Origin of the sequence: Rhizobium sp. BR 314 (assembly GCF_047445805.1) — a bacterium.
Lineage (GTDB): Bacteria > Pseudomonadota > Alphaproteobacteria > Rhizobiales > Rhizobiaceae > Rhizobium > Rhizobium lusitanum_B.
Map to the genome: position 1 here is coordinate 17,042 of NZ_JARWLA010000006.1, position 23,391 is coordinate 40,432.

22 protein-coding genes are annotated in these 23,391 nt (G+C 59.5%); 14 read left to right on the top strand and 8 right to left on the bottom strand.

The genetic code is table 11. The annotated features are described in order from the left end of the window. Window positions 1-52: 52 nt before the first annotated feature. Window positions 53-1,252: an MFS transporter gene (locus QD461_RS10340; RefSeq protein WP_414087674.1), complete on the bottom strand. Its 1,200-nt coding sequence runs from the start codon at window positions 1,250-1,252 to the stop codon at window positions 53-55. Window positions 1,253-1,570: 318 nt separating this feature from the next. Between QD461_RS10340 and QD461_RS10345 the strand changes: the two genes are divergently transcribed. The 6 genes from QD461_RS10345 to QD461_RS10370 all read left to right on the top strand — a co-directional run bounded on the left by QD461_RS10345 (window position 1,571) and on the right by QD461_RS10370 (window position 7,532). After that, window positions 1,571-3,130, top strand: a complete 1,560-nt coding sequence (locus QD461_RS10345; protein ID WP_414087675.1) for a DUF4070 domain-containing protein — start codon at window positions 1,571-1,573, stop codon at window positions 3,128-3,130. 457 nt (window positions 3,131-3,587) lie between these two features. Then, the gene (locus QD461_RS10350) at window positions 3,588-3,830 is read left to right on the top strand and encodes a DUF1127 domain-containing protein (protein WP_414087676.1); all 243 of its coding nucleotides are present in this window, start codon (window positions 3,588-3,590) and stop codon (window positions 3,828-3,830) included. Window positions 3,831-4,190: 360 nt separating this feature from the next. Beyond that, on the top strand, window positions 4,191-4,865 hold the full coding sequence (locus tag QD461_RS10355; RefSeq protein WP_414087677.1) for a response regulator transcription factor: 675 nt from the start codon (window positions 4,191-4,193) through the stop codon (window positions 4,863-4,865). Continuing rightward, entirely contained in the window at window positions 4,862-6,217 is a 1,356-nt protein-coding gene (locus tag QD461_RS10360) for a sensor histidine kinase (RefSeq protein ID WP_414087678.1), read from the top strand. Before QD461_RS10355 ends, QD461_RS10360 begins: the two co-directional genes overlap by 4 nt. A 101-nt stretch (window positions 6,218-6,318) precedes the next feature. Continuing rightward, on the top strand, window positions 6,319-6,909 hold the full coding sequence (locus QD461_RS10365; RefSeq protein ID WP_414087679.1) for a class I SAM-dependent methyltransferase: 591 nt from the start codon (window positions 6,319-6,321) through the stop codon (window positions 6,907-6,909). Then, window positions 6,906-7,532 (top strand): DedA family protein, encoded by a 627-nt coding sequence (locus tag QD461_RS10370; protein WP_414087680.1) that lies wholly within the window; start codon window positions 6,906-6,908, stop codon window positions 7,530-7,532. The genes QD461_RS10365 and QD461_RS10370 overlap by 4 nt, the downstream gene beginning before the upstream one ends. Before the next feature lie 17 nt (window positions 7,533-7,549). Here the strand turns inward: QD461_RS10370 and QD461_RS10375 are convergent, their stop codons facing one another. Next, window positions 7,550-8,581, bottom strand: a complete 1,032-nt coding sequence (locus QD461_RS10375; protein ID WP_414087681.1) for a class I SAM-dependent methyltransferase — start codon at window positions 8,579-8,581, stop codon at window positions 7,550-7,552. Between the two features lie 274 nt (window positions 8,582-8,855). Here QD461_RS10375 and QD461_RS10380 point away from each other — a divergent pair, with 274 nt between their 5' ends. Both QD461_RS10380 and QD461_RS10385 read left to right on the top strand, forming a co-directional pair. Further along, window positions 8,856-10,778: a putative bifunctional diguanylate cyclase/phosphodiesterase gene (locus tag QD461_RS10380; RefSeq protein ID WP_414087682.1), complete on the top strand. Its 1,923-nt coding sequence runs from the start codon at window positions 8,856-8,858 to the stop codon at window positions 10,776-10,778. 39 nt (window positions 10,779-10,817) lie between these two features. Next, the gene (locus QD461_RS10385; RefSeq protein ID WP_414087683.1) at window positions 10,818-11,213 is read left to right on the top strand and encodes an ester cyclase; all 396 of its coding nucleotides are present in this window, start codon (window positions 10,818-10,820) and stop codon (window positions 11,211-11,213) included. Window positions 11,214-11,278: 65 nt separating this feature from the next. Here QD461_RS10385 and QD461_RS10390 read toward each other — a convergent pair whose 3' ends face one another. The 4 genes from QD461_RS10390 to QD461_RS10405 all read right to left on the bottom strand — a co-directional run bounded on the left by QD461_RS10390 (window position 11,279) and on the right by QD461_RS10405 (window position 16,620). Next, window positions 11,279-13,618 carry a cation:proton antiporter gene (locus QD461_RS10390; RefSeq protein WP_414087684.1) on the bottom strand — a complete coding sequence of 780 codons (2,340 nt, stop codon included), beginning with the start codon at window positions 13,616-13,618 and terminating at the stop codon, window positions 11,279-11,281. A 155-nt stretch (window positions 13,619-13,773) separates the two neighbouring features. After that, a complete protein-coding gene (gene pcaF, locus QD461_RS10395) occupies window positions 13,774-14,979 on the bottom strand; it encodes a 3-oxoadipyl-CoA thiolase (protein WP_414087685.1) in 1,206 nt (401 codons plus the stop codon). Beyond that, window positions 14,979-15,749 (bottom strand): CoA-transferase subunit beta, encoded by a 771-nt coding sequence (locus tag QD461_RS10400; RefSeq protein WP_414087686.1) that lies wholly within the window; start codon window positions 15,747-15,749, stop codon window positions 14,979-14,981. The genes pcaF and QD461_RS10400 overlap by 1 nt, the downstream gene beginning before the upstream one ends. A 10-nt stretch (window positions 15,750-15,759) precedes the next feature. Then, window positions 15,760-16,620 (bottom strand): CoA transferase subunit A, encoded by an 861-nt coding sequence (locus tag QD461_RS10405; RefSeq protein WP_414087687.1) that lies wholly within the window; start codon window positions 16,618-16,620, stop codon window positions 15,760-15,762. 133 nt (window positions 16,621-16,753) lie between these two features. Here QD461_RS10405 and QD461_RS10410 point away from each other — a divergent pair, with 133 nt between their 5' ends. Further along, window positions 16,754-17,509 carry an IclR family transcriptional regulator gene (locus QD461_RS10410; RefSeq protein WP_414087688.1) on the top strand — a complete coding sequence of 252 codons (756 nt, stop codon included), beginning with the start codon at window positions 16,754-16,756 and terminating at the stop codon, window positions 17,507-17,509. 91 nt (window positions 17,510-17,600) lie between these two features. Here QD461_RS10410 and QD461_RS10415 read toward each other — a convergent pair whose 3' ends face one another. Then, window positions 17,601-18,488 carry a helix-turn-helix domain-containing protein gene (locus tag QD461_RS10415; RefSeq protein ID WP_414087689.1) on the bottom strand — a complete coding sequence of 296 codons (888 nt, stop codon included), beginning with the start codon at window positions 18,486-18,488 and terminating at the stop codon, window positions 17,601-17,603. A 114-nt stretch (window positions 18,489-18,602) separates the two neighbouring features. Between QD461_RS10415 and pobA the strand changes: the two genes are divergently transcribed. After that, a complete protein-coding gene (gene pobA, locus QD461_RS10420; protein ID WP_414087690.1) occupies window positions 18,603-19,775 on the top strand; it encodes a 4-hydroxybenzoate 3-monooxygenase in 1,173 nt (390 codons plus the stop codon). A 7-nt stretch (window positions 19,776-19,782) separates the two neighbouring features. On the opposite strand, the gene pcaQ is transcribed toward pobA, so the two are convergent. Beyond that, window positions 19,783-20,709 carry a pca operon transcription factor PcaQ gene (gene pcaQ / locus QD461_RS10425; RefSeq protein WP_414087691.1) on the bottom strand — a complete coding sequence of 309 codons (927 nt, stop codon included), beginning with the start codon at window positions 20,707-20,709 and terminating at the stop codon, window positions 19,783-19,785. A 94-nt stretch (window positions 20,710-20,803) separates the two neighbouring features. Between pcaQ and pcaD the strand changes: the two genes are divergently transcribed. From pcaD to pcaG, 4 genes are read left to right on the top strand one after another with little or no spacing between them, the layout of a single operon-like run. Further along, window positions 20,804-21,613, top strand: coding sequence for a 3-oxoadipate enol-lactonase (pcaD, locus tag QD461_RS10430; protein WP_414087692.1), 810 nt, complete (start codon window positions 20,804-20,806; stop codon window positions 21,611-21,613). Then, on the top strand, window positions 21,610-22,014 hold the full coding sequence (gene pcaC / locus QD461_RS10435; RefSeq protein ID WP_414087693.1) for a 4-carboxymuconolactone decarboxylase: 405 nt from the start codon (window positions 21,610-21,612) through the stop codon (window positions 22,012-22,014). Before pcaD ends, pcaC begins: the two co-directional genes overlap by 4 nt. A gap of 12 nt (window positions 22,015-22,026) precedes the next feature. Continuing rightward, window positions 22,027-22,776 (top strand): protocatechuate 3,4-dioxygenase subunit beta, encoded by a 750-nt coding sequence (gene pcaH, locus QD461_RS10440; protein ID WP_414087694.1) that lies wholly within the window; start codon window positions 22,027-22,029, stop codon window positions 22,774-22,776. Continuing rightward, the gene (pcaG, locus tag QD461_RS10445; protein ID WP_414087695.1) at window positions 22,776-23,390 is read left to right on the top strand and encodes a protocatechuate 3,4-dioxygenase subunit alpha; all 615 of its coding nucleotides are present in this window, start codon (window positions 22,776-22,778) and stop codon (window positions 23,388-23,390) included. Before pcaH ends, pcaG begins: the two co-directional genes overlap by 1 nt. The last annotated feature ends 1 nt before the right edge of the window (window position 23,391 follow it).

Below are 23,391 nucleotides of genomic sequence, written 5' to 3' on the forward strand. Positions count from 1 at the left end.
GACGCACCCGGCCAGGCAAAAGCGTGGGAATTCCTGTCGCTTCAGGTAGGGACTATGCTGCCTGCAGCCGCAGGCGCTGCATGGGCGGAAATGCGAGCGCAACGGCGGCTGCGCCCAACCCCACCATCGAGGATCCGAGAAAGAGCCACGAGTAATTGCCGAAGTTATCGAATATCCAGCCGCCGATCAGCGGGCCGGCCGCCATGCCGATGCTCGACAGCATCGATGCGGCGCCGAACACGGTGCCGATGACCCGCGGTCCGAAGTATTCGCGGGCAAGTACCGCGTAGAGGGGCATGACACCGCCATAAGCGCTGCCGAAGACAACGGCCAGGGCATAGAATTCGCCAAGTTCGCTGACACGCAAATAGGTGGCGAGCGCGATGGCCTGAACCAGAAGCCCTGCAATCAGCACGGGCTTGACGCCCAGTCGATCCGCAAGCGTGCCGTAGAACAGGCGTCCACCAAGACCGGCCAGACCCTCGACGCTGTAGATGCTCACGGCGGCCATAGGTCCCACTCCGCAGATCGTCGCGTAGCTCACCATGTGAAAGATCGGGCCGGAATGCGCCGCGCAGCAGGCAAAGAAGGTGGCGCCCAGAACAAGGAACTGCGGAGAACGGAAAATCCGCCGAAGCGGCAGATTCTGCTCAGCCATTTGCCCGTTGGTCCCAGGCTCTTCGGCGAGGACCGGCGCACGGCGCACCAGCAACGCTGCCGGTATCAGAAGGACCCACGCCATGATCCCGATCAGCAGCATGGCGAAACGCCAATCATAGGCGGAAATCAGGTAACGGGCGAAAGGCGATACCGTCATCGGGGCGACGCCCATGCCCGCCGACACCAGCGATACCGCAAGGCTTCTGCCCTTCTCGAACCAAGCGGTTGTTGCTGCGATCATCGGCGCGAAAAAGGCGCTGGCTGCAAGCCCGACCAAAATGCCGTACGTCAGCTGGAACTGCAGGAGCGAGGTGGCGCGGCTCGCCAGCACCAGTGCAAGCCCGAGCAGCAACGCGCCAATGACGACAACGATACGGATGCCGAAGCGATCGCTCGCAGCGCCCCATGCAAACGCTCCTAGCCCCATCACGAGGAAGTTCAATGTCATAGCGGCTGCGATGCCGGCATGTGACCAGCCGGTATCGGTGGCGATAGGCACCTGAAAGATGGCGAGAGAAAACATTGTACCAAGTGCGACACAGGTCATCAGCGCGCCTGCGCTGACAATCACCCAACGATATGACGAACTCATCTCCCGGCTCCTCTTCAATGGTTCGACCCGCGACGGGAAGCATCCGGTGTCCGTGTTTCGCAACCCGTCTCAGTAAAGACGGTCGCGCCCTCCACATTTCGACATTACCGTCTGAAAAATTTCTCGACAGCCGGAAACACCGTATCGCCATTGCACGCTTCGCCAAGCCAATTTAATCTTCGGCTCATATAGGGCTGCTAAGGGTGCCGCCTCTATATTGGAGACCTGCTTCGTTGTTGCAGCGCAAGCGGGGGGAATGGCATGCAAGCTTGACATGATACAGAAGCAGATCTTCACAGTCATGAGGCGGCATATTCAATGGCTCATATCGTCATCATCAATCCGCGTTTCGAAACCTCCTACTGGGGCATGGAACATGCACTGCCGCTGTTCGATGTTAAGGCCAACCTGCCGGTGGCCTGCCTGCCGTTGCTGGCGGCGCTCACGCCTTCGGAACATACCGTCACCCTTGTGGACGAGAACATCGAACCCATAGACTTCGATCTGTGCGAGAAGGCTGATATCGTCGCGTTGACGGGGATGATCGTCCAGCGCTTCCGCATGACGGAAATATTGACCGAGCTCAAAGGGCGCAATTGCTTCACCGTGGTCGGCGGGCCTTGGATCACGGTCAAGGAAGATTATTTCGGCAATCTTGTCGATGTCTCCTTCATCGGCGAAGCGGAAGAGACCTGGCCGAAGTTCCTGCTCGAATGGGAGGAAGGCAGCCACGCACGGCGCTATGAGCAGTCCGACAAGACGGATATGAGCAAAGTGCCGGTGCCGCGCTTCGATCTCCTGAAAATGGACGAATATGCGGTCGGCAGCGTTCAATTCTCACGGGGCTGTCCGTTCACTTGCGATTTCTGCGATATTATCGTCGTCTTTGGCCGCAAGCCGCGCATCAAACAGAGTGCCCAGGTCATCGCCGAAATGGAGGCGCTGCTGGCGTCCGGCATGGATACGGCCTTCATCGTCGACGACAATCTGATCGGCAACAAGAAGGCGATCAAGGAAGTCCTGCGCGATGTCGTCGCCTGGCAGGAAAGCCGTCACTATCCGATGACCTTCCTGACGGAAGCGTCGATCGATTTGGCGGACGATGCCGAACTGATGCAGCTGATGGTCGACGCCAATATTCGCGTCGTCTTCATCGGCATCGAGACGCCGAATGAGGAGGCGCTGCGCGAGACCAAGAAGCTGCAGAATCTTCGCAAAGGCGGCACGATGCTGGAAAAGATCCACTCCATCCAGCAGACCGGCATGGAAGTCTGGTGTGGCATGATCCTCGGTTTCGACAGCGACGACGCTACGATCTTCGATGCTCAGCGCGTCTTCATCAAGGATGCGCGCATTGTCAACGCCATGATCGGCATGCTGGCCGCTATTCCGAAGACGCCGCTCTACACGCGCCTCGCCAAGGAGGGGCGGCTCGATCACGACGATCCGCCGGCATACGGCACCAACGTCATTCCGCTCAATCTCTCCCGCGAAATGCTCCGGGATGGGTATCTTTCGGTGCTGAGCGACCTGCATCAGCCGTCTGCCTATTTCGATCGGCTCGATGCCCTCTATATCGATGGCAACATCAAGCCGGAAAGCACCCGCTTACGCCATCTACGTCGTCATCCGCTGCGGCTGCTCGCTCTCAACGCGACATGGGCCTTGGAAGCGGTCGGCATTTTCGTCCGATTGATGCGCAGAGTGAAGGAGGCAGATCTGCGGGCCGTGTATCGCCAGCGGTTTTTCAAGCTCTTGCGGCATCGGCGATCTCCGGTCATATTGCAGATCTACGCAATCAAGTGCGCCATGCACTATCACGCCCATATCATGGTGCAGCAGATGCGGACTGGTGGCGGCATCGTCAATTCGTTTTGACGAATTCGGGCGTACAGGAGTGGAGCTGATAACGGACCCTCCTGTGCGTTTTGATCTCTGTGGTCGTGCCATGGCGCGGGAAAGTCACTGTTGCGTCAGAGCAACAGAATGAGCAAGATCTCTGCAATTCGAAATTGTGGGGTTGCCGAATATCGGATCTTGCGTATTATACGCTCGTCCGCAAATCAAACACAGGAGGCGTGAAATGCATCATCATCAAATGTTTACAAACGCCACTGGCGGAATGATCTCGATGACCTTGGTCTGTGTCGGACCAAATTCTCGACGACTCTATAATTAAAGCCCAAAACGCTTTATCTGCTGCCATTTGGGCAAATTCCCACTAAACCTATATGACTTGCTACGGGAATAATTTGGCGCGTCGCAGACGTGTCAGCTCCTGAGGCCAGTCGAGCTTCAAGAGGACCGGGCTGCTTAATTGCACCTGGAAAATATAATGACGTCTTCACAATTAGTAGTTGCCGAAAACCTGACGGCAACGGTCGATGAACTGTACCAGAAATTCGGTGCATGGAGGACTGCCGGTGCCCTGCTGTTCGTCATTTGGCGGCAGCGTCAGACGCGCATGCAGGTAGCTGATCTCTCGGACCACCAGCTTCGCGATATCGGTCTTTCCGACCGGTTGACCAGGTCGAGTTCACCGTATTTCATGCCGCCGCATCTGCGTCGCTTCGATTGATCCGGAGTGGATGCCGGTGGGTGTTTTCCGGCAAAAGGCCGGGCAAAGGGACCGGGTTCGAGCAGCGTCCCTTGCTCGCAAGCCAGGCATGTGAAGAGCATGGCTCGCAGAACGGAGCCATGTGCATTTGTGCGCCATGGCTTACAATTCTTGCGCGTTCGCGTCTGAATCCCGACAGGGGAAGGCAAGCGATGCCTTCCCCTGTCGACGCGCAGCTATTGATCCACGGCCCAAATGCCAGCCCTATCGCCTTGGTCCTTCCGCCTCCGCAGCAGCGACAGGGGGGCGACAAGATCGGGGTCGCAATGTTCTTGCAATGCGCCTATGCAATGCAGGCATTCTTTGCGCAGAGGTGGGACATTGCGAATACTGCTGCTTGAGGACGAGCCGGAGATGGCGTCCGCGCTGTGTAGTGCGCTGCGCTCCCGCGATGCCGTTGTCGATCACATGATAACGCTTGCCGATGCGGAAGAGGCAACAAAGGCCGTCATATACGATGTCATCCTTCTCGACCGACAGGTGCCTGACGGCGATGGCCTGTCGCTCATTCCCAGACTTCGTGGCAATGGCGTGAGTGCTCCCGTCATCATACTGACGGCGCGGGGGCAGCTTGACGACCGCATCGATGGCCTCGATACCGGGGCCGACGACTATCTCGTCAAGCCTTTTGCAATCGAGGAGCTTCTTGCGCGATTGCGTGCCGTCATGCGCCGGCCGGGCGATGTTCGCGTCGAAGTGGTCAATCTAGGGCGAATGTCCTACGATTTCGGTTGCCGGGAGGCGCATGTGGCCGGTCACCGGCTCGAATTGCCGCGCCGGGAACTGCTGGTGTTCGAAACGCTGGCCCGCCGGATCGGCCGTACGGTTCAGCGGCACATGCTCGAAGAGGCCGTCTATGGTTTCGAGGACGATATCCAGTCCAACTCGCTGGATGCGCATATATCCCGCTTGCGGCGGAAGCTCATCGCTGCGGATGCCGGCCTCGAGATCCACCCGGTGCGGGGTGTCGGCTATCTCATGAAGCAGACCTCATGAGCAGAGGCCAGCCCTCATTGCGATGGCGCCTGGTGCTGCGGCTCGCCTCGCTGCAGGCGGTTCTTCTTAGTATTCTTGCCATCCTGATCGTGGGTGCCCTTTGGATGACTGGAAGCGTCATCTCGCTTCAGCCGGAGGATGAGACCATCGATGCGATTGCGCAGTCGATTGAGCGCGCCAAGGACGGCGCACTTGGTGTAAAAAGCACACCGGCGCTTGCGGCACGACGCGTCGAGCTACCCGATCTCTGGTTCGTGGTAAGAGACCACGCCGGCTCGACGGTCACGGAGGGGAAGGTGCCGCAGGCCTATGCCGGCATCGGCGGTACGCTCGATGGTATCGGGCAGGCCCGCTTCGGCAGCAATTTCGGCGGAAATATCGTCCCGGTCGCGCGGCTCCAATGGGTCGGCTCGCCGGTAGGCGAGATACAGGTTCTGACGGGTGTTGAAGGCAGCGTATCGCCATCGAGGGCCATGGCCGCGACCGGTCTTGTCTTTTTCAGCACTCTTTTGCCGCTGCTCATTGTTACTGCCGTCGCGACGATGGTGGCGGCGCCGCTGGTGGTTCGCCGCGCTTTTTCCTCGCTCGATTCCGCCGTTACCCGTGCCGGCCAGATCGATGTCGATCGGCAGGGGACACGGCTGCCCGTCGAAGATGTTCCCCAGGAGATCCTGCCGCTGGTCGAAGCGATCAACGACGCCCTGAGCCGATTGGATGAGGGCCACGAGCGCCAGAAGCGGCTTTTTGCTCACCTGGCGCATGAGTGGCGCACGCCTGTCGCGATCCTGCAGGCGCGTCTCGATGGCCTGCCCCCCGGTCCGCTGAAGGAGAGGATCTTCGAGGATACCGTACGGCTTGCGACGCTGGCCGAGCAGTTCCTCGATCTGCAGCGGCTCAATCATCGATTTGAACCCGCTCCGGTCAACCTCGTCGATGTGGCGCGTCACGTCGTATCCGAATTGGCTCCGCTTGCGATCGCTGCCAACTACGAACCCTGTTTCCATGCGGATGAGGACGCAGTCGAAATCATCGGCGATCGCGTCGCCCTCGAGCGCGCAGTTGCCAATCTCGTGCAGAATGCGATCCAGCATGGCGGGCGGAAGGGCGCCATTACTGTCGATGTTAGTCGAGCGACCGGTATCACCGTGACGGATGAGGGCAAGGGAATTCCGGCCGACCAACGTGGGCGTATTTTTGAGCCGTTTCATCGGCTTACCGGCTACGGCAAGGGGTTCGGCCTCGGCCTCAACCTCGTGCAGGAGATTGCGAGACTCCATGGCGGACAGGTCTCTGTATTGGAAGGCTCGAGCGGCGGCGCAGCCTTCCGGCTGACTTTCCCGTCGGCCGCTTAAGGCCAGTTTGTGGCCAATTGATGCAATGTTCTCGCAATCGGCCCAACGTTAGGACTGTTGGACAACAACCGAATCTCCAGGACCGCACGGGACGGGAACAGATGTCCAACACCTCACTATTCTTGCGAACTCTTTTGATCAACCCACGCATGGTGGGCGCAATTGCTCCATCCGGCCCGATATTGGCCGACCTTATCACCAGCGAGGTGAACCCATCTTCTGGGCCTATTCTTGAGCTTGGGCCTGGCACCGGCGTTTTCACCGAGGCGCTGCTTGCTCGCGGCGTCAGGGAAAGCGATCTCACCCTGGTGGAATTCAGTGCCGATTTTGCAGTCATGTTGCAAAGGCGCTTTCCGGACGCCCGCGTCCTATGTGCCAATGCCGCAAGGCTCGGCACCCATATCCCGCCGGAAGGGCCTTTGTTTGGTTGCGTGATCAGCGGCCTGCCGCTCTTAAACATGTCTCCAAAGGCAGTCGTTGCAATCCTCGATGGGGCGTTATCGCGGTTGCGCGAGGGCGGTGCGCTCTATCAGTTCACTTACGGGATGCGCTGTCCAGTGCCACATCGCCTGCTCGATCGCTTTGGCTTCAAGGCGACGCTGCACGGATGGGTGCTGCGCAACTTTCCGCCCGCGCGTGTCTATAAGATCGTGCGACGAAAGCCGTTAAAGCAGTCGGCGGTCGGGGCATGATCAATCAAACCGACGTCCTCGACTTCTTGCCGGCTTTGGCTGCATGGGGCCTGCTTGGCCTTGCTCTCTGTTCCGCAGTGGAGAAGTTGATCCCCATCGTCCCCTCCGGCGGCATGCTCATCATGCTCGGGATGTTCGGGGTGTCCGACTTGAGCAAGATGCCATGGGTTGTTGCCGTTACGGCTGCGGGGTCAACGACCGGCTCGTTGTTCTGGTATGCGCTGGGCCGCTGGTTCGGCGTCGAACGCGGGGACGCGTTTGTTTCGCAAATGGAGAAACGTTTTGGGGTGGGAAGCGGTTGGTATTGGAGACTGAAAGACGGGTATCGTGATCACCGGTTTGGCGTCACCTTTGTCGGCCAGATCATTCCGGTTGCGAGGGTCTATCTCGCATTTCCCGCCGGAGCGCTTGCCTTGCCCGCCATGCGCTTTGCGATCGCAACCTTTTTGGGCGCGGCTCTCTGGAACACGCCTTATCTTGTATCGGGCTATATGCTGCGCAGGCACATGTTCGATCAGGACATTGCCCTGCCCGCAGCTTTCGCCGCAATCATGCTAGCTTATCCGCTACTGTTTATGGGGTATCGTCTCAGCCGGCCAAGCCGCAACGCGGCTCGGCCGTGAGCTGCCCATCACAGGCATCAAACGGTCAGCATCGCATAGATAACGCCGCCGTTTTCGCCGCGCGTGACGATGCTGTCGGCGATCGGGTGCTTGACCTTATCCACGATCGATTGGACATCCCGGTCGGTTCGCCAGATCAGCGGCCAATTCATGAACGTTTCCATGTAACCCTCGACGCCGATATCCTGGGCAAAGTTCGCGAGAAGAAACTTTCCGCCCGGCTTTAGCATCTGCAGGCACCGCTCCGTCAATTTTACGGCGACGCTTTCTGCCAGATAGTCATATAGGCCCGCTGCGTAGATGAAATCGAAAGTTCCGAGCTTCTGCGCTCGTCCGAGAATGGTGCGAACGGATCCGTTGACCGCTTCGATGCAACTGCCGTGAAAGGTCGAGCTGACGGATCCGACGCTGATCGGATCCTGATCGAGCGCGACCCAGCGTCTGAGCTTGCCGCTCTTAAAGGCATCCGAGCGCTCCGCTTCGCGCAGGTGCCCGGCGGCGATCGCCAGGACCTCTGCATTCGGCCTCTCGTTGGCAACGGCATCGATATGCCCGGCAAGAAGATCACGCCTTTCGCGCACGGCGACCGCCGATGCTGCCTGCCGCGTGAAATCGTAGATTTCGGCTCCAAGCGGCGTTGCTTCTTTCACCTGGGAGGCGACTGCCGGGTGCTCGTAGATGAAATCCAGCAATTGGGCATCACCGCTGTACCCGCGTGGTTTTTCGAACGACCACCGGGTCAGGGGATCCTGAAACAGGTAGGACGAGACCGGATGCATCTGTGCCAGCGCAGCAAGGTGCGTCCAGGTCAGCGGTGTTACCTTGTTCTTCAGTGTCTGCAACCGTTCAGTCAGGACTTTCATGATGCCGTGAACGGGCGCGTTGGTTTCAAATGCCTGTTGCGTCAATGACAGAATGAGGGCGAGTTCTGCTTCGCCCTCCTTAGTTTGGTCGATTGTAAAATTGTTAACCGTAGATCTCGCGTGCTCCGAGATCGATTGTGCGGTTACAAGGCTGTAGCCGTCGAGAGCAATTTGAAATTGTTTCAATTTTAAATGATTCCGTGAAGACTATGAAAACCATATCCCACATAAAATGTGAGCGCTATGGTTTTGTTAATGTCACTGTTGCAACGCTGTCGTTATCAAACGAAGCAAATTAGCAGCCCGGTGAAGCAAGCATTTTGTTCGGTTGAGCGACGCAAAGCGAACTGCGGTGGACATGAAGTCTCGGCTAACTCGGGTGATGGTGAACATGCGTCGATTGTCGAGAGGAAGCGATTCTGACCGGGGAGGGCCACGCCGGACGAGCGACCCCGTCGGGTTGCGCACTGTTTATAAGGATTACAGTGACGAGACGCGCCGTGCCGTGGCACGCAGCGGCCTATGGCTTGCTGTGCCGGTCTATGTTCTGTTCCTGGTAACGGACCTAATCTTCATTCCCGACGTTTCGCATGTGACGATTCCGGCGCGTTTCCTGATTGGCATCATCTCGCTGCTGGTTCTGGAAATCCAGTTTGCGCACCAGCGCCGTGCTGGCGAACTTGAGGCTACATGCGCAGCCGCGGTGGTCCTCGGATATATCGTATGGCTGGTACCGGCGTTGCAGACCGCAAATGCCGAGGCCTTCTCCTATTATGCCGCTTTCGGCGCTATCTTCATGATGGGCGTCAATTTGTTCTTCAGCCTCGAATTCAGCCTCGCAGTTGTCTCATCGGGGCTGATCTTCGTTTCCTTTCTGCTGTCGCTCACCCAGTTCCACTACAGCCTGGCCTATTGCCTTGCGTTCACGACCTTCTATTCCTGCTGCTTCATTTTCACATCCTATGTAAACTGGAAGCTGAACAAGGAGCGCTTCAACGTCTTTCTCAATGCGAGGGAAGCCGAGTTGCAGCAGCGCCAGGCGACGGAGCGCGGCGAAGCCCTTCTGCGCCTGTCGATCACGGACTCCCTGACGGGGATGGAAAATCGAAGAGCCGCCGATATCCGCCTCAAGCAGTTCTGGGAACGCTGGCGTCAGGATGCGGTTGCATTCGCGGTGCTGTTGGTCGACGTCGATTTCTTCAAGAAGTACAACGATTACTATGGCCATCAGGAAGGCGACCATTGTCTCGTCACGGTCGCAAACGCCCTGTCGGATATTGTGGCCCCTCTGGGCGCGACGGTGGGGCGATACGGCGGCGAGGAGTTCATCGTCATTATCGATCTTGATCGCAGTGCGGATGCGTTGGCTTTGGCCCAAGCCATCTGCGAGGGGATTGAAGCGCTTGATATCGTCCATGCGCAGCGACTGGATGGCTTCAGGCACGTCACGGTGAGTGTCGGGGCGACCATCACCAGAGACATCGTCGGCACGAAGCTGGAAAACGTCATCAACGAGGCCGATCGTGCGCTCTATTCGGCGAAAGCGAGCGGCCGCAACTGCGCGAGGATATTCGATCCGAACGAGCTTCCCGGCGGGGATGCGAGCGAGAATATCGCAGCGATATTGAAGATCGCCATTCAGCAGAACCTCGTTTCGCTGGTTTATCAGCCGATCCAATCTCTGGAGACGGGAGAGATCGGCGCCTATGAAGCCCTGATGCGGCTGCAACTGCTCGACGGGTCGAGCTCGTCTCCGGCGGTCTTCATCCCGGTAGCAGAACGCACTGGCGCAATCATCGAGCTTGGTTACTGGGCGATCAGAAGAGCATGTTGCGATTTGCTTTCGCGTGATCTCGTTGAAACGGTCAGTGTCAATGTATCCCCGATCCAGCTTCGCGCGCCAGGCTTTGCCGCGCAGGTCGCGGCGATCCTGGCGGAAACGGGTGTCTCGGGACACAGGGTGGCCTTCGAAATCACCGAAGGCGTCGAGATGGAAATACGCCCGGACGTGCTCGAAAGCATTCAGGATCTGAAGAGGCTCGGCATCAAGTTCTGGCTTGACGATTTCGGAACCGGATTTGCAGGGCTCTCCTGGCTGCGCCTAATGGAGTTCGAGACCGTCAAGATCGACAAGTCGTTCCTTCACGATGCTGTAAAAAGCGAGGGTGCTAAGGTTCTGCTTGAGGACATTATCGTTCTAGTGCGCAACCGCGGCCATCGCATCCTGGTCGAAGGCGTTGAAGATGAGGAGCAGCTCGACCTCGTCAAATCCTTTGGTATCGACGCTGTTCAAGGCTACCATATCGGCCGTCCGGCACCGCCGCTCAAGCATCCGATTGCGATGAGGCAGGCAGGGCGCCGGCGATGGCAGGTATCAGCTTAAGCGATCTGCCGGTGCTGGGAGAACTACAAAGGCAACAAGATGTCCAGCGCCGGCCTTTCCGAGATCTATCGAGGCTATATTGCCTGCCTGAATCGGCAGGACTGGGCGAACTTGGCCGATTTCGTCCACGATGATATCAGCTACAACGGAAACTATATCGGACTATTAGGATATCGCGAGATGCTCGAAGGAGATTTTCGTGCGATACCCGATCTTCATTTCGACATCGGCCTGTTGGTTTGCGAGCCGCCGCGTGTTGCCAGCCGCTTGCGCTTTGACTGTACGCCGAAGGGCATGCTGTTCGGCCTGCCGGTGAATGGCAAAAGAGTGCAGTTTTCGGAAAACGTCTTCTACGAATTTTTGCAAGGGCGGATCCATGACGTCTGGTCGGTCATAGAGAAGGCGGCCATCTCCGCTCAGCTTGAAAGACGATGAGTGCGGCCGCCCGTCCAAGCAAGCAGATTGCAGCCTTGATGACGCAGCCGGATATCAAAAAGCGATCAAGACTGGTTCGGCAGCGCCGCGCTGGGCGCCAGATTGGTTTCGATGAATATGCATGACCGGTCGGCGGTCTGCAGAAGCGTGTCGGCGACGCTTCCATAGGAAAGACCGCCGCTTGCCCGCTTGCTCACCCCCAGCACGATCAGATTGTACCTGCCGCTGCGAGCGTGACGCAGGATCGACAGTTCCGGAGAGGGGCCCTCCTGGATGACCTTTTCTACCTCCACACCGTAATAACCGGCGATTTCACCGACGATCCTCAGAACATCCTGATGGTCGCTACCGCGGTCGCTGATGCGCGGGATGGCCCTGACCTGTCGCGGTTCCACGATCAACAGCAGCGCGCAATGGGCACCGGCTGCCTTGGCGATGGCAAGCCCGAACTCGGCCGCCCGTATCGAGCGCTCGGTACCGCTCACCGGCAGCAGAATCCGCAAGTCCCGCGGGCGTTCGGGGAGCGGGCCTCGGGCTGAGACGATGGCCGAGGTGCCCTTGAAGGCGGATGTCATGATTTGAAGTGGCCGGCTGAAGCGGCCATCCTGACCCATGGAAGGTTCCACCCCGGTAAAGAGAAGGTCGTGACCGGTGCTGGAAATATCGCTAAGCACGGTCTCGAGATCGCCATTCCTATCCCGGACGGTTATGTGGATGTCGCTCGCAGCGGTCAGGCTGCCATCTGGAGCAGCCGTCGAGAGCAGATCGGTCGCGAACTCGCGCAGTTCCTGCGCAACCGTTCCGCTCTGGGGTGGCACTTGCTGACCGTTTGCGCTTGCCATCTCCCGTTCTGCACTCTCATCAATCGGCGCGCGGACATCGAGTACGGTGATCGGCATCCTGCGGGTTACCGTGAAGAAGGCGGCGATCCAGGCGGCAAGGCGGCTACTTTGCGAGCCGTCGACGGTCAACAGGATGCGTTCGAAATTGCCGAGGAAGCTTTCGCTTTCGAATTCCTCGCGCTCCAGCCGGTCGCGCTCTTCCTTCCGCAATGGCAGGCGCGCCAGCGCCCAGCGAAGCGTCGGCGGCATGGCCATCGTCGTGATGACGGCCATGGCGACAATGACGGAGAACAGTTTTTCGTCGAGGACGCCGACAGAAAGACCTATGGTCGCGACGATAACCTCCGTCGACCCCCTGGCATTCATGCCGCAGCCCAGCGCCAGGGCTTCGGATCCCGAGTAACCGCTGATCTTGGCAGCGGCGAAGGCGCCACCAAACTTGCCGACACTTGCGATGATCACGACGGCTGCCGTCAGCAACAGGATCGAGGGATCGGCGAGCACCGTGAGATCGGTCTGCAGACCGGTCAGGCCGAAGAAGACGGGCATGAAGAGTGCCGTCGTCAACCCTCGAAGCTGCACATCGATCTGGCGGGTGAGGATCGGCGATTCACCAACCAGGATGCCAGCGACGAAAGCGCCGAGCACGGTGTGAACGCCGATGAGATTGGTGATGATCGCCATCGCGCCCATGATCGCGATGATGGCGCTCAGCGCCGGCAGGTCACTGCGAAAATTGTCGTTGGTCCAGCGGATGATCTCGAAGACGATCCGCCGCCCGACCGTGAAGCTGACGGCCATGAAAGCTAGCGTGCCGATGACGCTTGTCGCCAGCGTCGTCAGATCGACCATGCCCTTTTCTGCGAGGCTGAAGGTTATGGCGATGATCACCCATCCGACCGTGTCGTCGATGATGGCAGAGGCAACGATCAGCTGGCCGATGTTTCGGCGCATGAAGTCCATCTCCCGAACGACGGAGGCGACGATCTTTACCGAAGAAATGGAAAGCGCAGTGCCGAGAAAGAGCGAGGTGACCAACCGTTTCTGAGGGTCGGGAAGCAGGGAGTCAGGAATAAACTCGCCGAGGGCGAAGCCTGCGGCAAAAGGAATGACGATGCCCGCCAGCGATACGCCTGCCGCGGATTTGCGCAGGCGCTTTGCCAGGCCGAGATCGGTCTCCATGCCGGCAAGTAGCAGGAGAAAGAGGATGCCGAGCTGGGCCACTGCGTCGGCCATACTCTTCTGCGCTTCAGTTGATGGGAAGAGGCTCGCTTGCGCATGCGGGAAAGCCAGGCCGAAAAGGGACGGGCCGAGAATGATGCCGGCAATGATCTGTCCCATGATCGATGGTTGGCCGAACCGCACCATCAATTCGCCGAGCAATCTGCCCGATATGACAAGCAAAACGATCTGGGCCAGAAACAACCCTTCCGAGGGATGGCTGGCATTCTGCCCTTCTGCTGCCAAAGCGGCTTGCGCTATCGACAACGACAGGATGATGGCAATGACAATGATAAGGACGTTTGACGAAAATGACTTTATGCAATTCTGGCGTGACGACATCGATCGATCCCACTGAGCAGTAGGAAAACGCATCAAAGCGTCCGCCGTTCCCGATCACTTCGGTAATTGCGGCCATATTTGATTTGTCATGCGGGGTGCGCTGATATCGGAGGTCCGCCGCGGTTGGGGCGACGGACCATAGGCGATCGAAAAGATCAGACTCGTTCCAGCGCGATGGCTATGCCCTGGCCGACACCGATGCACATGGTCGAGAGCGAGTAGCGCCCGCCGGTTTCCTTGAGTTCCAGAGCTGCCGTGCCGGTGATGCGAGCGCCAGACATGCCGAGGGGATGGCCAAGCGCGATCGCGCCGCCGTTACGATTGACGCGGGCGTCGTCGTCGGCAATGCCGAGTTCGCGCAGCACGGCAAGCCCCTGCGAGGCGAAGGCCTCGTTGAGTTCGATGACGTCGAACTGCTCCTGGCGCATGCCGAGCCGGGCCATCAGCTTGCGTGACGCCGGAACCGGGCCGATACCCATGATACGCGGGGCGACGCCGGCAGCAGCACCGCCGAGGAGGCGTGCGATCGGCGTCAGTCCGTATTTCCTAGCGGCCGCCTCGGAGGCGATGATGAGCGCGGCAGCACCATCATTGACCCCGGAAGCATTGCCGGCCGTCACCGTACCGCCTTCCTTTTTAAAGGGTGTGCCGAGCTTGGCGAGTGCTTCCATCGTGGTCGCACGCGGATGCTCGTCCTTGCCGACAACGACCGGATCGCCCTTGCGCTGCGGGATCGTGACCGAGGTGATTTCCTTGGCAAGCCGGCCGTTTTCCTGCGCTGCGGCAGCTTTGGCCTGTGAACGAACGGCAAAGGCGTCCTGATCTTCGCGGGTGACCTTATAATCTTCCGCAACGTTTTCGCCCGTCTCCGGCATGGAGTCGACGCCGTATTGCTTCTTCATGACAGGATTGATGAAGCGCCAGCCGATGGTGGTGTCGTAGATTTCGGCGTTGCGCGAAAAAGCGCTTTCGGCCTTGGGAAGCACGAAGGGTGCACGCGACATGCTTTCGACGCCGCCCGCAATCATGATGTCGGCCTCTCCGGCACGGATGGCGCGGGCGGCTGCAATGATGGCGTCCATGCCTGAACCGCAAAGCCGGTTGATCGTCGTGCCCGGCACTGAGATCGGTAGGCCAGCAAGCAAGATTGCCATGCGCGCTACATTGCGATTGTCCTCGCCTGCCTGGTTGGCGCAGCCGTAGATCACGTCGTCGATGGCATCCCAGTCGACCGAGCGGTTGCGCGCGATAAGCGCCTTCAGCGGCACCGCTCCAAGATCATCGGCGCGAACGGAGGAGAGCGATCCGCCAAAGCGGCCGATCGGAGTGCGGATATAGTCACAGATAAAGGCTTCGGTCATTAGGCTGCCTCATGGGCTTTCTTGGTGCGCGCGTTGATATCGCGCAGGACGGATAGTTCGGTTTCGGTCGGTACCGGCGTCTCGATTACCTCATCGGCAAACTTGAGCGTCCAGCCGCAATTCTCAGTGATCTGCTCCCGGGTTACACCTTTGTGGATCGACACGACAGTCAATTCCTTGGTGACCGGATCAGGCTCGAGAATGCAGAGATCGGTAATAACGCGAGTCGGGCCTTTCGTCTTCATGCCCAAGCGCTCGCGATGACTGCCGCCCTCGCCATGGCCCATCGAGGTGATGAAGGGCAGCTTCTCGATGAAGCCGCGCTTCGACAATGCCATGGTGATGAAGATCTGGCCGCAATTGCTGGCAATTTCCGGTGCTCCGCCGCCGCCGGGCAGGCGAACCTTGGGGTGATCGTAAGGGCCGACGACGGTCGTGTTCAGGTTCGCGAATTTGTCGATCTGCGCACCGCCGAGGAAGCCGGTGGTGATGCGGCCGCCCTGCAGCCAGTAGCGGAACATCTCCGGCACGGAAACGGTAAAGAGTGCGGTGTCGCAAAGCTCGCCGTCACCGATCGAGAGCGGCAGAACGTCAGGCTTGGTGCCGACCGTGCCGCTTTCGTAGATCAGGGTGATATCGGGCGCATGGGTCAGCCGCGCGACGTTGCAGGCGGCTGACGGCGCGCCGATGCCGACGAAGCAGACATCGTCATTCGTCAGTGCGCGGGCCGCCGCAATCGTCATCATTTCTGTAGGCGTAAAATCGCTCATCTTGACCTCCCTACGCCGATTTGACCGGCTTCTTGTCGGCATGTTTGGCAAAGTCCTCCGGACTGGCCTTCATCACATGCTCTTCGATCCACGCCTGGAAGCTCTCGCGATCGCGGGCGATTTCGTCCCAGGCGATATAGAAGGCGTTGGAGCGCGCGTAGTAGCCCTGGGCGTAGGATGGGAAAGCGCCGCCCGGGACGAGTGCGACCGCTGTTACCGCCCATGTCGGCAACACGACGGAATTGGGCGAAGGCGGGTTCAGTTCGTCGACGATTTCCTCGACCGTGACGATCGAGCGCTTGGCGGCGAGCACTGCCTCTTTCTGGACGCCGACGATGCCTTCGAGCAACACATTGCCCTCTCGGTCGGCACGCAGCGCATGGATGATGGAAACGTCTGGCCGGATGGCAGGAACGGCGGCGAGTACTTCGCCAGTGAAGGGGCAGGTGACGCTCTTGATGTTCGGGTTGACCTTGGGCAGGTCGGCGCCGATATAGCCGCGCAGCATGGCAAATGGCAGGTTTGCGGCACCGGCTTCATAGGCATTGGCCATGGCGGCGTGCGAATGCTCTTCGAGAACCAGTGGGCGAGGCCACTGGTTCTCGACCGCGTCGCGGAAGCGATGAAGCGAGCCGACGCCCGGGTTGCCGCCCCACGAAAATTTCATGCCTCGTGCTGCGCCGACACCAATCAGTTGGTCGTACAGAATGTCCGGCGTCATGCGGATCAGGAAGAGATCCTTTCTGCCCTGACGGATGATTTCGTGGCCCGCGGCGTAAGGAATGAGATGGGTGAACCCCTCCATGGCGACTGTATCGCCATCCCGCACATTCTCCGCCACCGCCTGTGAGAGCGATAGGATCTTCGCCATAGGGCCTCCTCAAAAAGTGCTGCTCGTGTGGGCGTCAATAAGCGCCTTCGACTGAGGATCGTCAACGGATTTGTGCGATATTTGACATTTGTTCATATATCGCACAAAATGAGCGCGACTTTGGGGATGCGATATGCGCGAAACAGATTTCGTTAGTGGGTTTGCCAAGGGGTTGAAAGTCATCGAAGCCTTCGGTGAGACGCGGCAGCGCCTGACGATTGCCGAGGCGTCGAAGCTGACGGGGCTCGACCGCGCGACGGTGCGCCGCTCATTGCTGACGCTCTCGGAGCTCGGCTATGCCGTCTATGATGGAAAGTTCTTCACCTTGACGCCGAAGGTCTTGCGGCTCGGCCATGCCTATCTGGCGGCAACGCCCCTGCCGATAATCATCCAGCCGCATCTCGACCTGCTCTCCGAGCGTGCCGGACAGAATGCTTCGGCCTCGGTGCTCGATGGAACGGAAGTCGTCTATATCGCCCGCGCCTCCCAGCGCCGGGTGATGTCGATCAACCTGACGCCGGGCAGCCGCCTTCCGGCCTTCTGCGCCTCGATGGGCCGTGTCCTGCTGTCCGCCTTGCCGGAAAGCGAGGCACGCGCAGTGCTTGAACGGACCGACCTCAAGGCCAACACGCCAAATACTAAAACCGATCCCGAGGAACTGATGGCGGAGTTCCGCCGGGTGAGGGGGCAGGGATACGCTGTCATTGATCAAGAGTTGGAAATCGGCCTCTGCTCGATTGCCGTGCCTGTCGAAAATGACCGAGGTCAGACGGTCGCTGCGATCAATATCGGCGCACCGGCCGCCTATGTCGCCGCCGCCGAGATGGCGGAGCGATTTCTGCCGCTGCTGAAGGAGACGCAAAAGGCGCTGCGGCTGGTCCTGCCGTAGCTTTTGTATTTTTCGGAGCCATCCTCGTCCTTCGCGGCTCCGTCTTCGGCTGAGCACCTCAGAATGAGCATAGAGGAAGGCCGATTATCTCTTACATCCCTAGCCGTTCCTGTTCCTCGATACGCCAGGCGCGGGGTGTTTGGCCGGTCTGCTTGGCAAAGAAGCGGGAGAAATAGGCTGGGTCGGCAAAGCCGAGGCGATAGCTGATTTCCTGGACGGTCGCGAAGGTGAAGACCAGCTCGCGCTTGGCTTCGTCAAGCAGCTTGCGGGTGATCAGCTCGTGCGCGCCGTGCCCGGTCCGGCTGCGCACGATGCGGCTGAGATGGGCGAGTGAAATACCCAAGCTCTCGGCGTAGAACGCGGCCGGTTTATGAGAGCGGAAGTGGCGTTGGATGAGGGCCTGCAGCATCTCCACCCGGCGCTCGGTCTCATCGTCCGGATTGGCGGGTTCATCCGCTTTCCGGGCGATCCGTGCCGTTAGCAGCAGTGCCGTTGTCAGATATGCTTCGAGAAGATCGGTACGGCCGCTGCGCTGGCTGGCGAATTCCTCACCGAGGCGCCTTAACGTGCCGGCGACGTGGACTGCATCTCCGTCACCGGTATCCAGCAAGGTCAGATGCGGTTCGGCAAGCCATGTGCCAAGGCGACTGCGATCGCCTGGAGAGGCCTTCAGATGCGAGATCAGCACCGTGATGACGAAGCCGTCTATGTCGCGCGAGAACCGGAAGCCGTGGTTGAGACGCGGCGGCACGGTAATGACGGCGGGCGGCACGATTGCATGCGGAATGCCGTCGAAGACCGCGTCACCGGATCCGGCGTCTATGTACAAGATCTGAAAGAAGCTCTCGTGCCGGTGCGGGCGGATCTCCCAATGATGAAGGCTGCTACGGGAGGGAATTGTTTCGCAATGGAGCCAAAAATCCGGCTTTTGGCCGGTATTTTCGCCGTAGAGCTCATAGGTCGGCACGTTCCTGGTCATGGCTTTCCTCTTCCGTCATGTTCGATTTGTGCAATTTCATGATCGAAATGTCCATTGCGGATCCGCCGCGCGCCGAACAGACTTGAGGGGAAATGACACGCATGGGAGGATGAGATGCGCACTCAAGTCGCCATTATCGGCTCAGGCCCGTCCGGGCTGCTGCTCGGTCAGCTGTTGACGGAGGCCGGCATCGACAATGTCATTCTCGATCGCGTCGGCAAGGACTACATTCTCGGACGCGTGCGCGCCGGCGTCCTGGAGGAGGGCACCGTGCAGTTGCTGGATGCGGCGAAGTCCAGCACGCGTCTGCATGCAGAGGGTTTGCCGCATGACGGCTTCTCGCTTGCCTTCGACGGTCGTGATCATCGTATCGACCTTCATGGGCTCACCGGCGGCAAGCGAGTCGTCATCTACGGCCAAACGGAGATGACCCGCGACCTGATGGTCCGTCGCGAGGAAAGCGGCGCACCGACCATCTACAGCGCGGCCAATGTCCAGCCGCACGGCTTCGATGGCGACACGCCCTATCTGACCTACGAGAAGGACGGCGTTTCCCATCGCATCGATTGCGATTTCATCGCCGGCTGCGACGGATTTCACGGCGTCAGCCGCAAATTGGTTCCGGAAAAGGCGGTACGCAGCTTCGAGAAGGTCTATCCCTTCGGCTGGCTTGGTGTGCTGGCCGAAGTGGCGCCCGTCAATCACGAGCTGATCTATGCCAACCATCCGCGCGGCTTTGCGCTATGCTCCATGCGCTCGATGACGCGCAGCCGTTACTACATCCAATGTCCGCTCGACGAGAAGGTGGGGGACTGGAGCGACGACCGCTTTTGGGATGAGTTGCGCCGTCGGCTGCCAACCCATCATGCCGAGGCACTCATCACGGCCCCATCTTTCGAAAAATCGATCGCGCCGCTGCGCTCCTTCGTGGCAGAACCCATGCGCTTCGGCCGCCTTTTCCTCGTCGGCGATGCCGCTCATATCGTGCCACCGACGGGTGCCAAGGGGCTCAATCTGGCGGCGAGCGACGTCCATTATCTGTTCTCAGGTCTTGTCGAGCACTATCAGGATCGCTCGAATGCAGGACTGGATGCCTATTCCGCGCGGGCGCTCGCCCGGGTCTGGAAAGCAGTCCGCTTCTCATGGTGGATGACGACGATGATGCATCGCTTTCCCGATACCAGCGATTTCGATCAGAAGATCCAGGAAGCCGAACTCGATTATCTCACCCATTCGCGTGCCGCATCGACCGCGCTGGCCGAGAACTATGTCGGCCTGCCGTTGTGAGCGCAATCTAGGCCTTCTTGGTAACCTCGCTTGCCGCTTCTCGAATGGTTTGCATCAAGATCGACAAAGGCAAGGTGGGAATGGCGTCGGTGCGAACGGTCAAGCCCACCGGCCCCTTCGTCTCGCTTGTGTCGATCGGCAGCAGCGCCAGCAGCCCGTCTTCGACATCGCCGGCAACGACGCCGGCCGAGATGATCCAGATGGCGTCGCTCGATCGCACGAAGGCGCGGCCGAAGGAGTCCGAAACGGTTTCGATCTGGTTGGGCACGCCGCCCGCGCCATTGGCGATCAGAAAGCTCTCGACAAAGGGACGGATGATCGAACCGCGCGTCGGCATCAGGATCGTGTAGCGGTTGAGATCGGAAAACAGCGATTGCTTGTCGGACAGCAATGGGTGGCCGGCTCTCACGGCGAAGACCACTTGTTCGGAATAGAGGTGCTCGAAAGAAAAACCAGCCATGTTTTCGGGGCTGGCAAGCCGCCCGACGACCAGGTCGAGATCGCCGACGCGCAACTGCTCTAAAAGCACAGCGTTTTCGCCGGTCACGATCTTGATGCGGCTCCAGGTCTCTTCCTTGAGAAACAGGTCCATCGCCCGAGGCATGATCCGCGTCGAAACTGTCGGCAGGGCGCCGACGCGGATCGGCGGCGCTTCGCCCGAGCGTTCCTGCGATACCGAATCCAGACCTTGGCGGAGCGCCGTCAGCGCCGCACCCGCATGGCGCAGGAAGACTTCGCCGTAGCGGGTAATGCGAATGCCGCGTCCGTCACGTTCGAAGACGGCGACGCCCAGCGCCTCCTCGAGTTCGCGGATCGTCTTCGTCACTGCCGGTTGGCTGATATTCAGCAGTCCCGCCGCCTTGATCACGCTTTTCTGGCGCGCAACCTCGACAAAGGTCTGCAGATGGCGGAATTTAATGCGTGCGTCGAGCATGCCCATTCATAACCATTGAGTTATCGTAGAGCAAAGAAATATCATTTTACCTAACCAGATTATACATCCAATCTCGCGCCCGAGGAGATTTCCAGTGCAGTTTGCCCGTATTAACGACGTCACGATCCATTACCAGATCATTGGTGGCCCCGCCGATAAGCCGGTGCTTGTCTTTGCCAATTCGCTGGGTACCGATTTCCGGATCTGGCGCGATGTGATCGTGCGGCTCGCCGGCGATTTCGCCATTGTACTCTACGACAAGCGCGGCCATGGCCTCTCCGATCTCGGTCAAATGCCCTATTCCATCGAGGATCATGCGACAGACCTTGCCGGTCTGCTCGATTTTCTCTCGGTGAAGAATGCCATCATTTGCGGTCTTTCGGTTGGCGGGCTGGTTGCCCAGTCGCTCTATCAGCGTCGCCCGGATTTGGTGCGGGCGCTAATCCTTTGCGATACCGCCCACAAGATCGGCACGGCCGAAAGCTGGAATGCCCGTATCGCGGCAGTAGAGGCTGAAGGCATCGAATCCATCGTCGATGCGATTATGGAGCGCTGGTTCACGCCTGCCTTTCGCCGTCCGGAAAACATCGCCTACGCCGGCTATTGCAACATGCTGATCCGGCAACCGGTTGAAGGTTATGCCGCAACCTGCGCCGCGCTTCGCGACGCCGATCTGACCGAGGCCGCCGCAAAGATCGCCGTGCCGACCATTTGCATCGTCGGCGATCAGGACGGTTCGACGCCGCCGGAGCTGGTGCTCTCGACGGCGAAACTTATTCCGAATGCGCGCTATGAAGTCATCAAGGACGCCGGCCATATTCCCTGCGTCGAACAACCCGAGGCGTTGACCGAAGTCATCCGTGCCTTCATCGACGTCGTCCTGCGTGGAGAACAAGCCCCATGAATGACCCCAACACGCCGTCCGAGCGTTACCAGCAGGGCATGGCGACCCGCCGCGCCGTGCTGGGCGACGGCCATGTCGATCGTGCCCAACACGGCGTCACCGAGTTCGATCGGCCTTTCCAGGAGCTGATCACCGAGGCCGCCTGGGGACATGTCTGGTCGCGCCCGACGCTCAGCTGGCGTGAACGGTCCATCGTTACGATCGCGCTGCTGGCGGCGCTCGGTCAGGATGACGAGGTGGCCATGCACGTGCGCGCGACGCGCAATACAGGCGCGACGCGGGACGACGTGTGCGAAGCGCTTCTGCATGTGGCGATCTATGCCGGCGTGCCGGCGGCAAACCATGCGATCAAGATCGCCAAGCAGGTTTTCGAACAGATGGACGCCGAAGAAGCGGCATGAAGCGAGGCAGACATGTCCGACAGAAGCAATAGCAAGCCCGAGACGGGCGCCTTTTTCTCCAGAGACCGGGCCTGGCATCCGCCGGCATTTTCGCCTGGCTACAAGACTTCCGTGCTGCGCTCGCCGCAACGCGCATTGCTTTCGCTCGACGGCACGATTTCGGAGATCACCGGGCCGGTTTTCGGCCATTCGATACTGAATGAGCTCGACAACGACCTGATCCACAATTTTGCCAGGGCGGGCGAAAGCGCTATCGGCGAGCGGATCATTGTTCACGGCCGCGTACTCGACGAGCGTGGCCGGCCGGTGCCGGGTGTCCTGCTCGAATTCTGGCAGGCCAATGCCGGCGGGCGTTATCGCCACAAGAAGGAAACCTATCTCGCTGCCATCGATCCGAATTTCGGCGGTTGCGGCCGTGCCATTACCGACGACGAAGGCCGCTATGCCTTCCGCACCATCCGCCCCGGCGCCTATCCCTGGCCGAATGGCGTCAATGATTGGCGGCCGGCGCATATCCACTTCTCGGTGTTCGGCCATGGCTTTGCCCAGCGGCTGATCACGCAGATGTATTTCGAGGGTGACCCGATGATCTGGAAATGTCCGATCGTCGGGACGATCCCCGACAAGCAGGCGGTCGAGCAGCTGATCGCGCCGCTCGACTGGGGTAACACGATCCCGATGGATGCTCGCGCCTACAAATTCGATATCGTGTTGCGCGGTCGCCGTTCGACCCTGTTCGAAAACCGGCTGGAGGGCAATTGATGGTACAGGAACTCGGCTATCTCAAGGAAACGCCGTCACAGACGGCGGGCCCCTACGTTCATATCGGCCTCACGCCGAACTATAGCGAGATCGTCGGCGTCTATGAGGCCGATCTCGGCTCCACCATGGTCAACGACAAGACGCTCGGTGAGCGCATAACAATCACGGGCAGGGTACTCGATGGCGCGGGTGCGCCGGTCAGGGATGCCGTTCTGGAGATCTGGCAGGCAGACAGCGCAGGGCTTTACAACAGCCCCTCGGAGCTGCGTGGCACCGCCGACCCGAATTTTACTGGCTGGGGGCGCTGCCCGACCAACTCGACTGACGGCGTTTTTCGTTTCGAGACTATCAAGCCGGGGCGTGCGCCCTTCAAGGACGGCCGTAAGATGGCGCCGCACATCACCTTCTGGATCGTGGCGCGGGGTATCAATATCGGTCTGCACACGCGCATGTATTTCCCGGAGGAGACTGCCGCAAACGCAGAAGACCCCTTACTCGTGCGGATCGAACATAAGGATCGTGTCGCGACAATGATTGGCGTGAAGGAAGGCTCCACCTACACCTTCGATGTCCATTTGCAGGGCGACAAGGAAACGGTTTTCCTCGATATATAGG

Bases quoted from the DNA above. Each gene is read 5' to 3' on its own strand.
- QD461_RS10340 (WP_414087674.1), bottom strand. From the start codon at position 1,252: ATGAGTTCGTCATATCGTTGGGTGATTGTCAGCGCAGGCGCGCTGATG.
- QD461_RS10345 (WP_414087675.1), top strand. From the start codon at position 1,571: ATGGCTCATATCGTCATCATCAATCCGCGTTTCGAAACCTCCTACTGG.
- QD461_RS10350 (WP_414087676.1), top strand. From the start codon at position 3,588: ATGACGTCTTCACAATTAGTAGTTGCCGAAAACCTGACGGCAACGGTC.
- QD461_RS10360 (WP_414087678.1), top strand. From the start codon at position 4,862: ATGAGCAGAGGCCAGCCCTCATTGCGATGGCGCCTGGTGCTGCGGCTC.
- QD461_RS10365 (WP_414087679.1), top strand. From the start codon at position 6,319: ATGTCCAACACCTCACTATTCTTGCGAACTCTTTTGATCAACCCACGC.
- QD461_RS10370 (WP_414087680.1), top strand. From the start codon at position 6,906: ATGATCAATCAAACCGACGTCCTCGACTTCTTGCCGGCTTTGGCTGCA.
- QD461_RS10385 (WP_414087683.1), top strand. From the start codon at position 10,818: ATGTCCAGCGCCGGCCTTTCCGAGATCTATCGAGGCTATATTGCCTGC.
- QD461_RS10390 (WP_414087684.1), bottom strand. From the start codon at position 13,618: ATGTCGTCACGCCAGAATTGCATAAAGTCATTTTCGTCAAACGTCCTT.
- pcaF (WP_414087685.1), bottom strand. From the start codon at position 14,979: ATGACCGAAGCCTTTATCTGTGACTATATCCGCACTCCGATCGGCCGC.
- QD461_RS10400 (WP_414087686.1), bottom strand. From the start codon at position 15,749: ATGAGCGATTTTACGCCTACAGAAATGATGACGATTGCGGCGGCCCGC.
- QD461_RS10405 (WP_414087687.1), bottom strand. From the start codon at position 16,620: ATGGCGAAGATCCTATCGCTCTCACAGGCGGTGGCGGAGAATGTGCGG.
- QD461_RS10410 (WP_414087688.1), top strand. From the start codon at position 16,754: ATGCGCGAAACAGATTTCGTTAGTGGGTTTGCCAAGGGGTTGAAAGTC.
- QD461_RS10415 (WP_414087689.1), bottom strand. From the start codon at position 18,488: ATGACCAGGAACGTGCCGACCTATGAGCTCTACGGCGAAAATACCGGC.
- pobA (WP_414087690.1), top strand. From the start codon at position 18,603: ATGCGCACTCAAGTCGCCATTATCGGCTCAGGCCCGTCCGGGCTGCTG.
- pcaQ (WP_414087691.1), bottom strand. From the start codon at position 20,709: ATGCTCGACGCACGCATTAAATTCCGCCATCTGCAGACCTTTGTCGAG.
- pcaC (WP_414087693.1), top strand. From the start codon at position 21,610: ATGAATGACCCCAACACGCCGTCCGAGCGTTACCAGCAGGGCATGGCG.
- pcaH (WP_414087694.1), top strand. From the start codon at position 22,027: ATGTCCGACAGAAGCAATAGCAAGCCCGAGACGGGCGCCTTTTTCTCC.
- pcaG (WP_414087695.1), top strand. From the start codon at position 22,776: ATGGTACAGGAACTCGGCTATCTCAAGGAAACGCCGTCACAGACGGCG.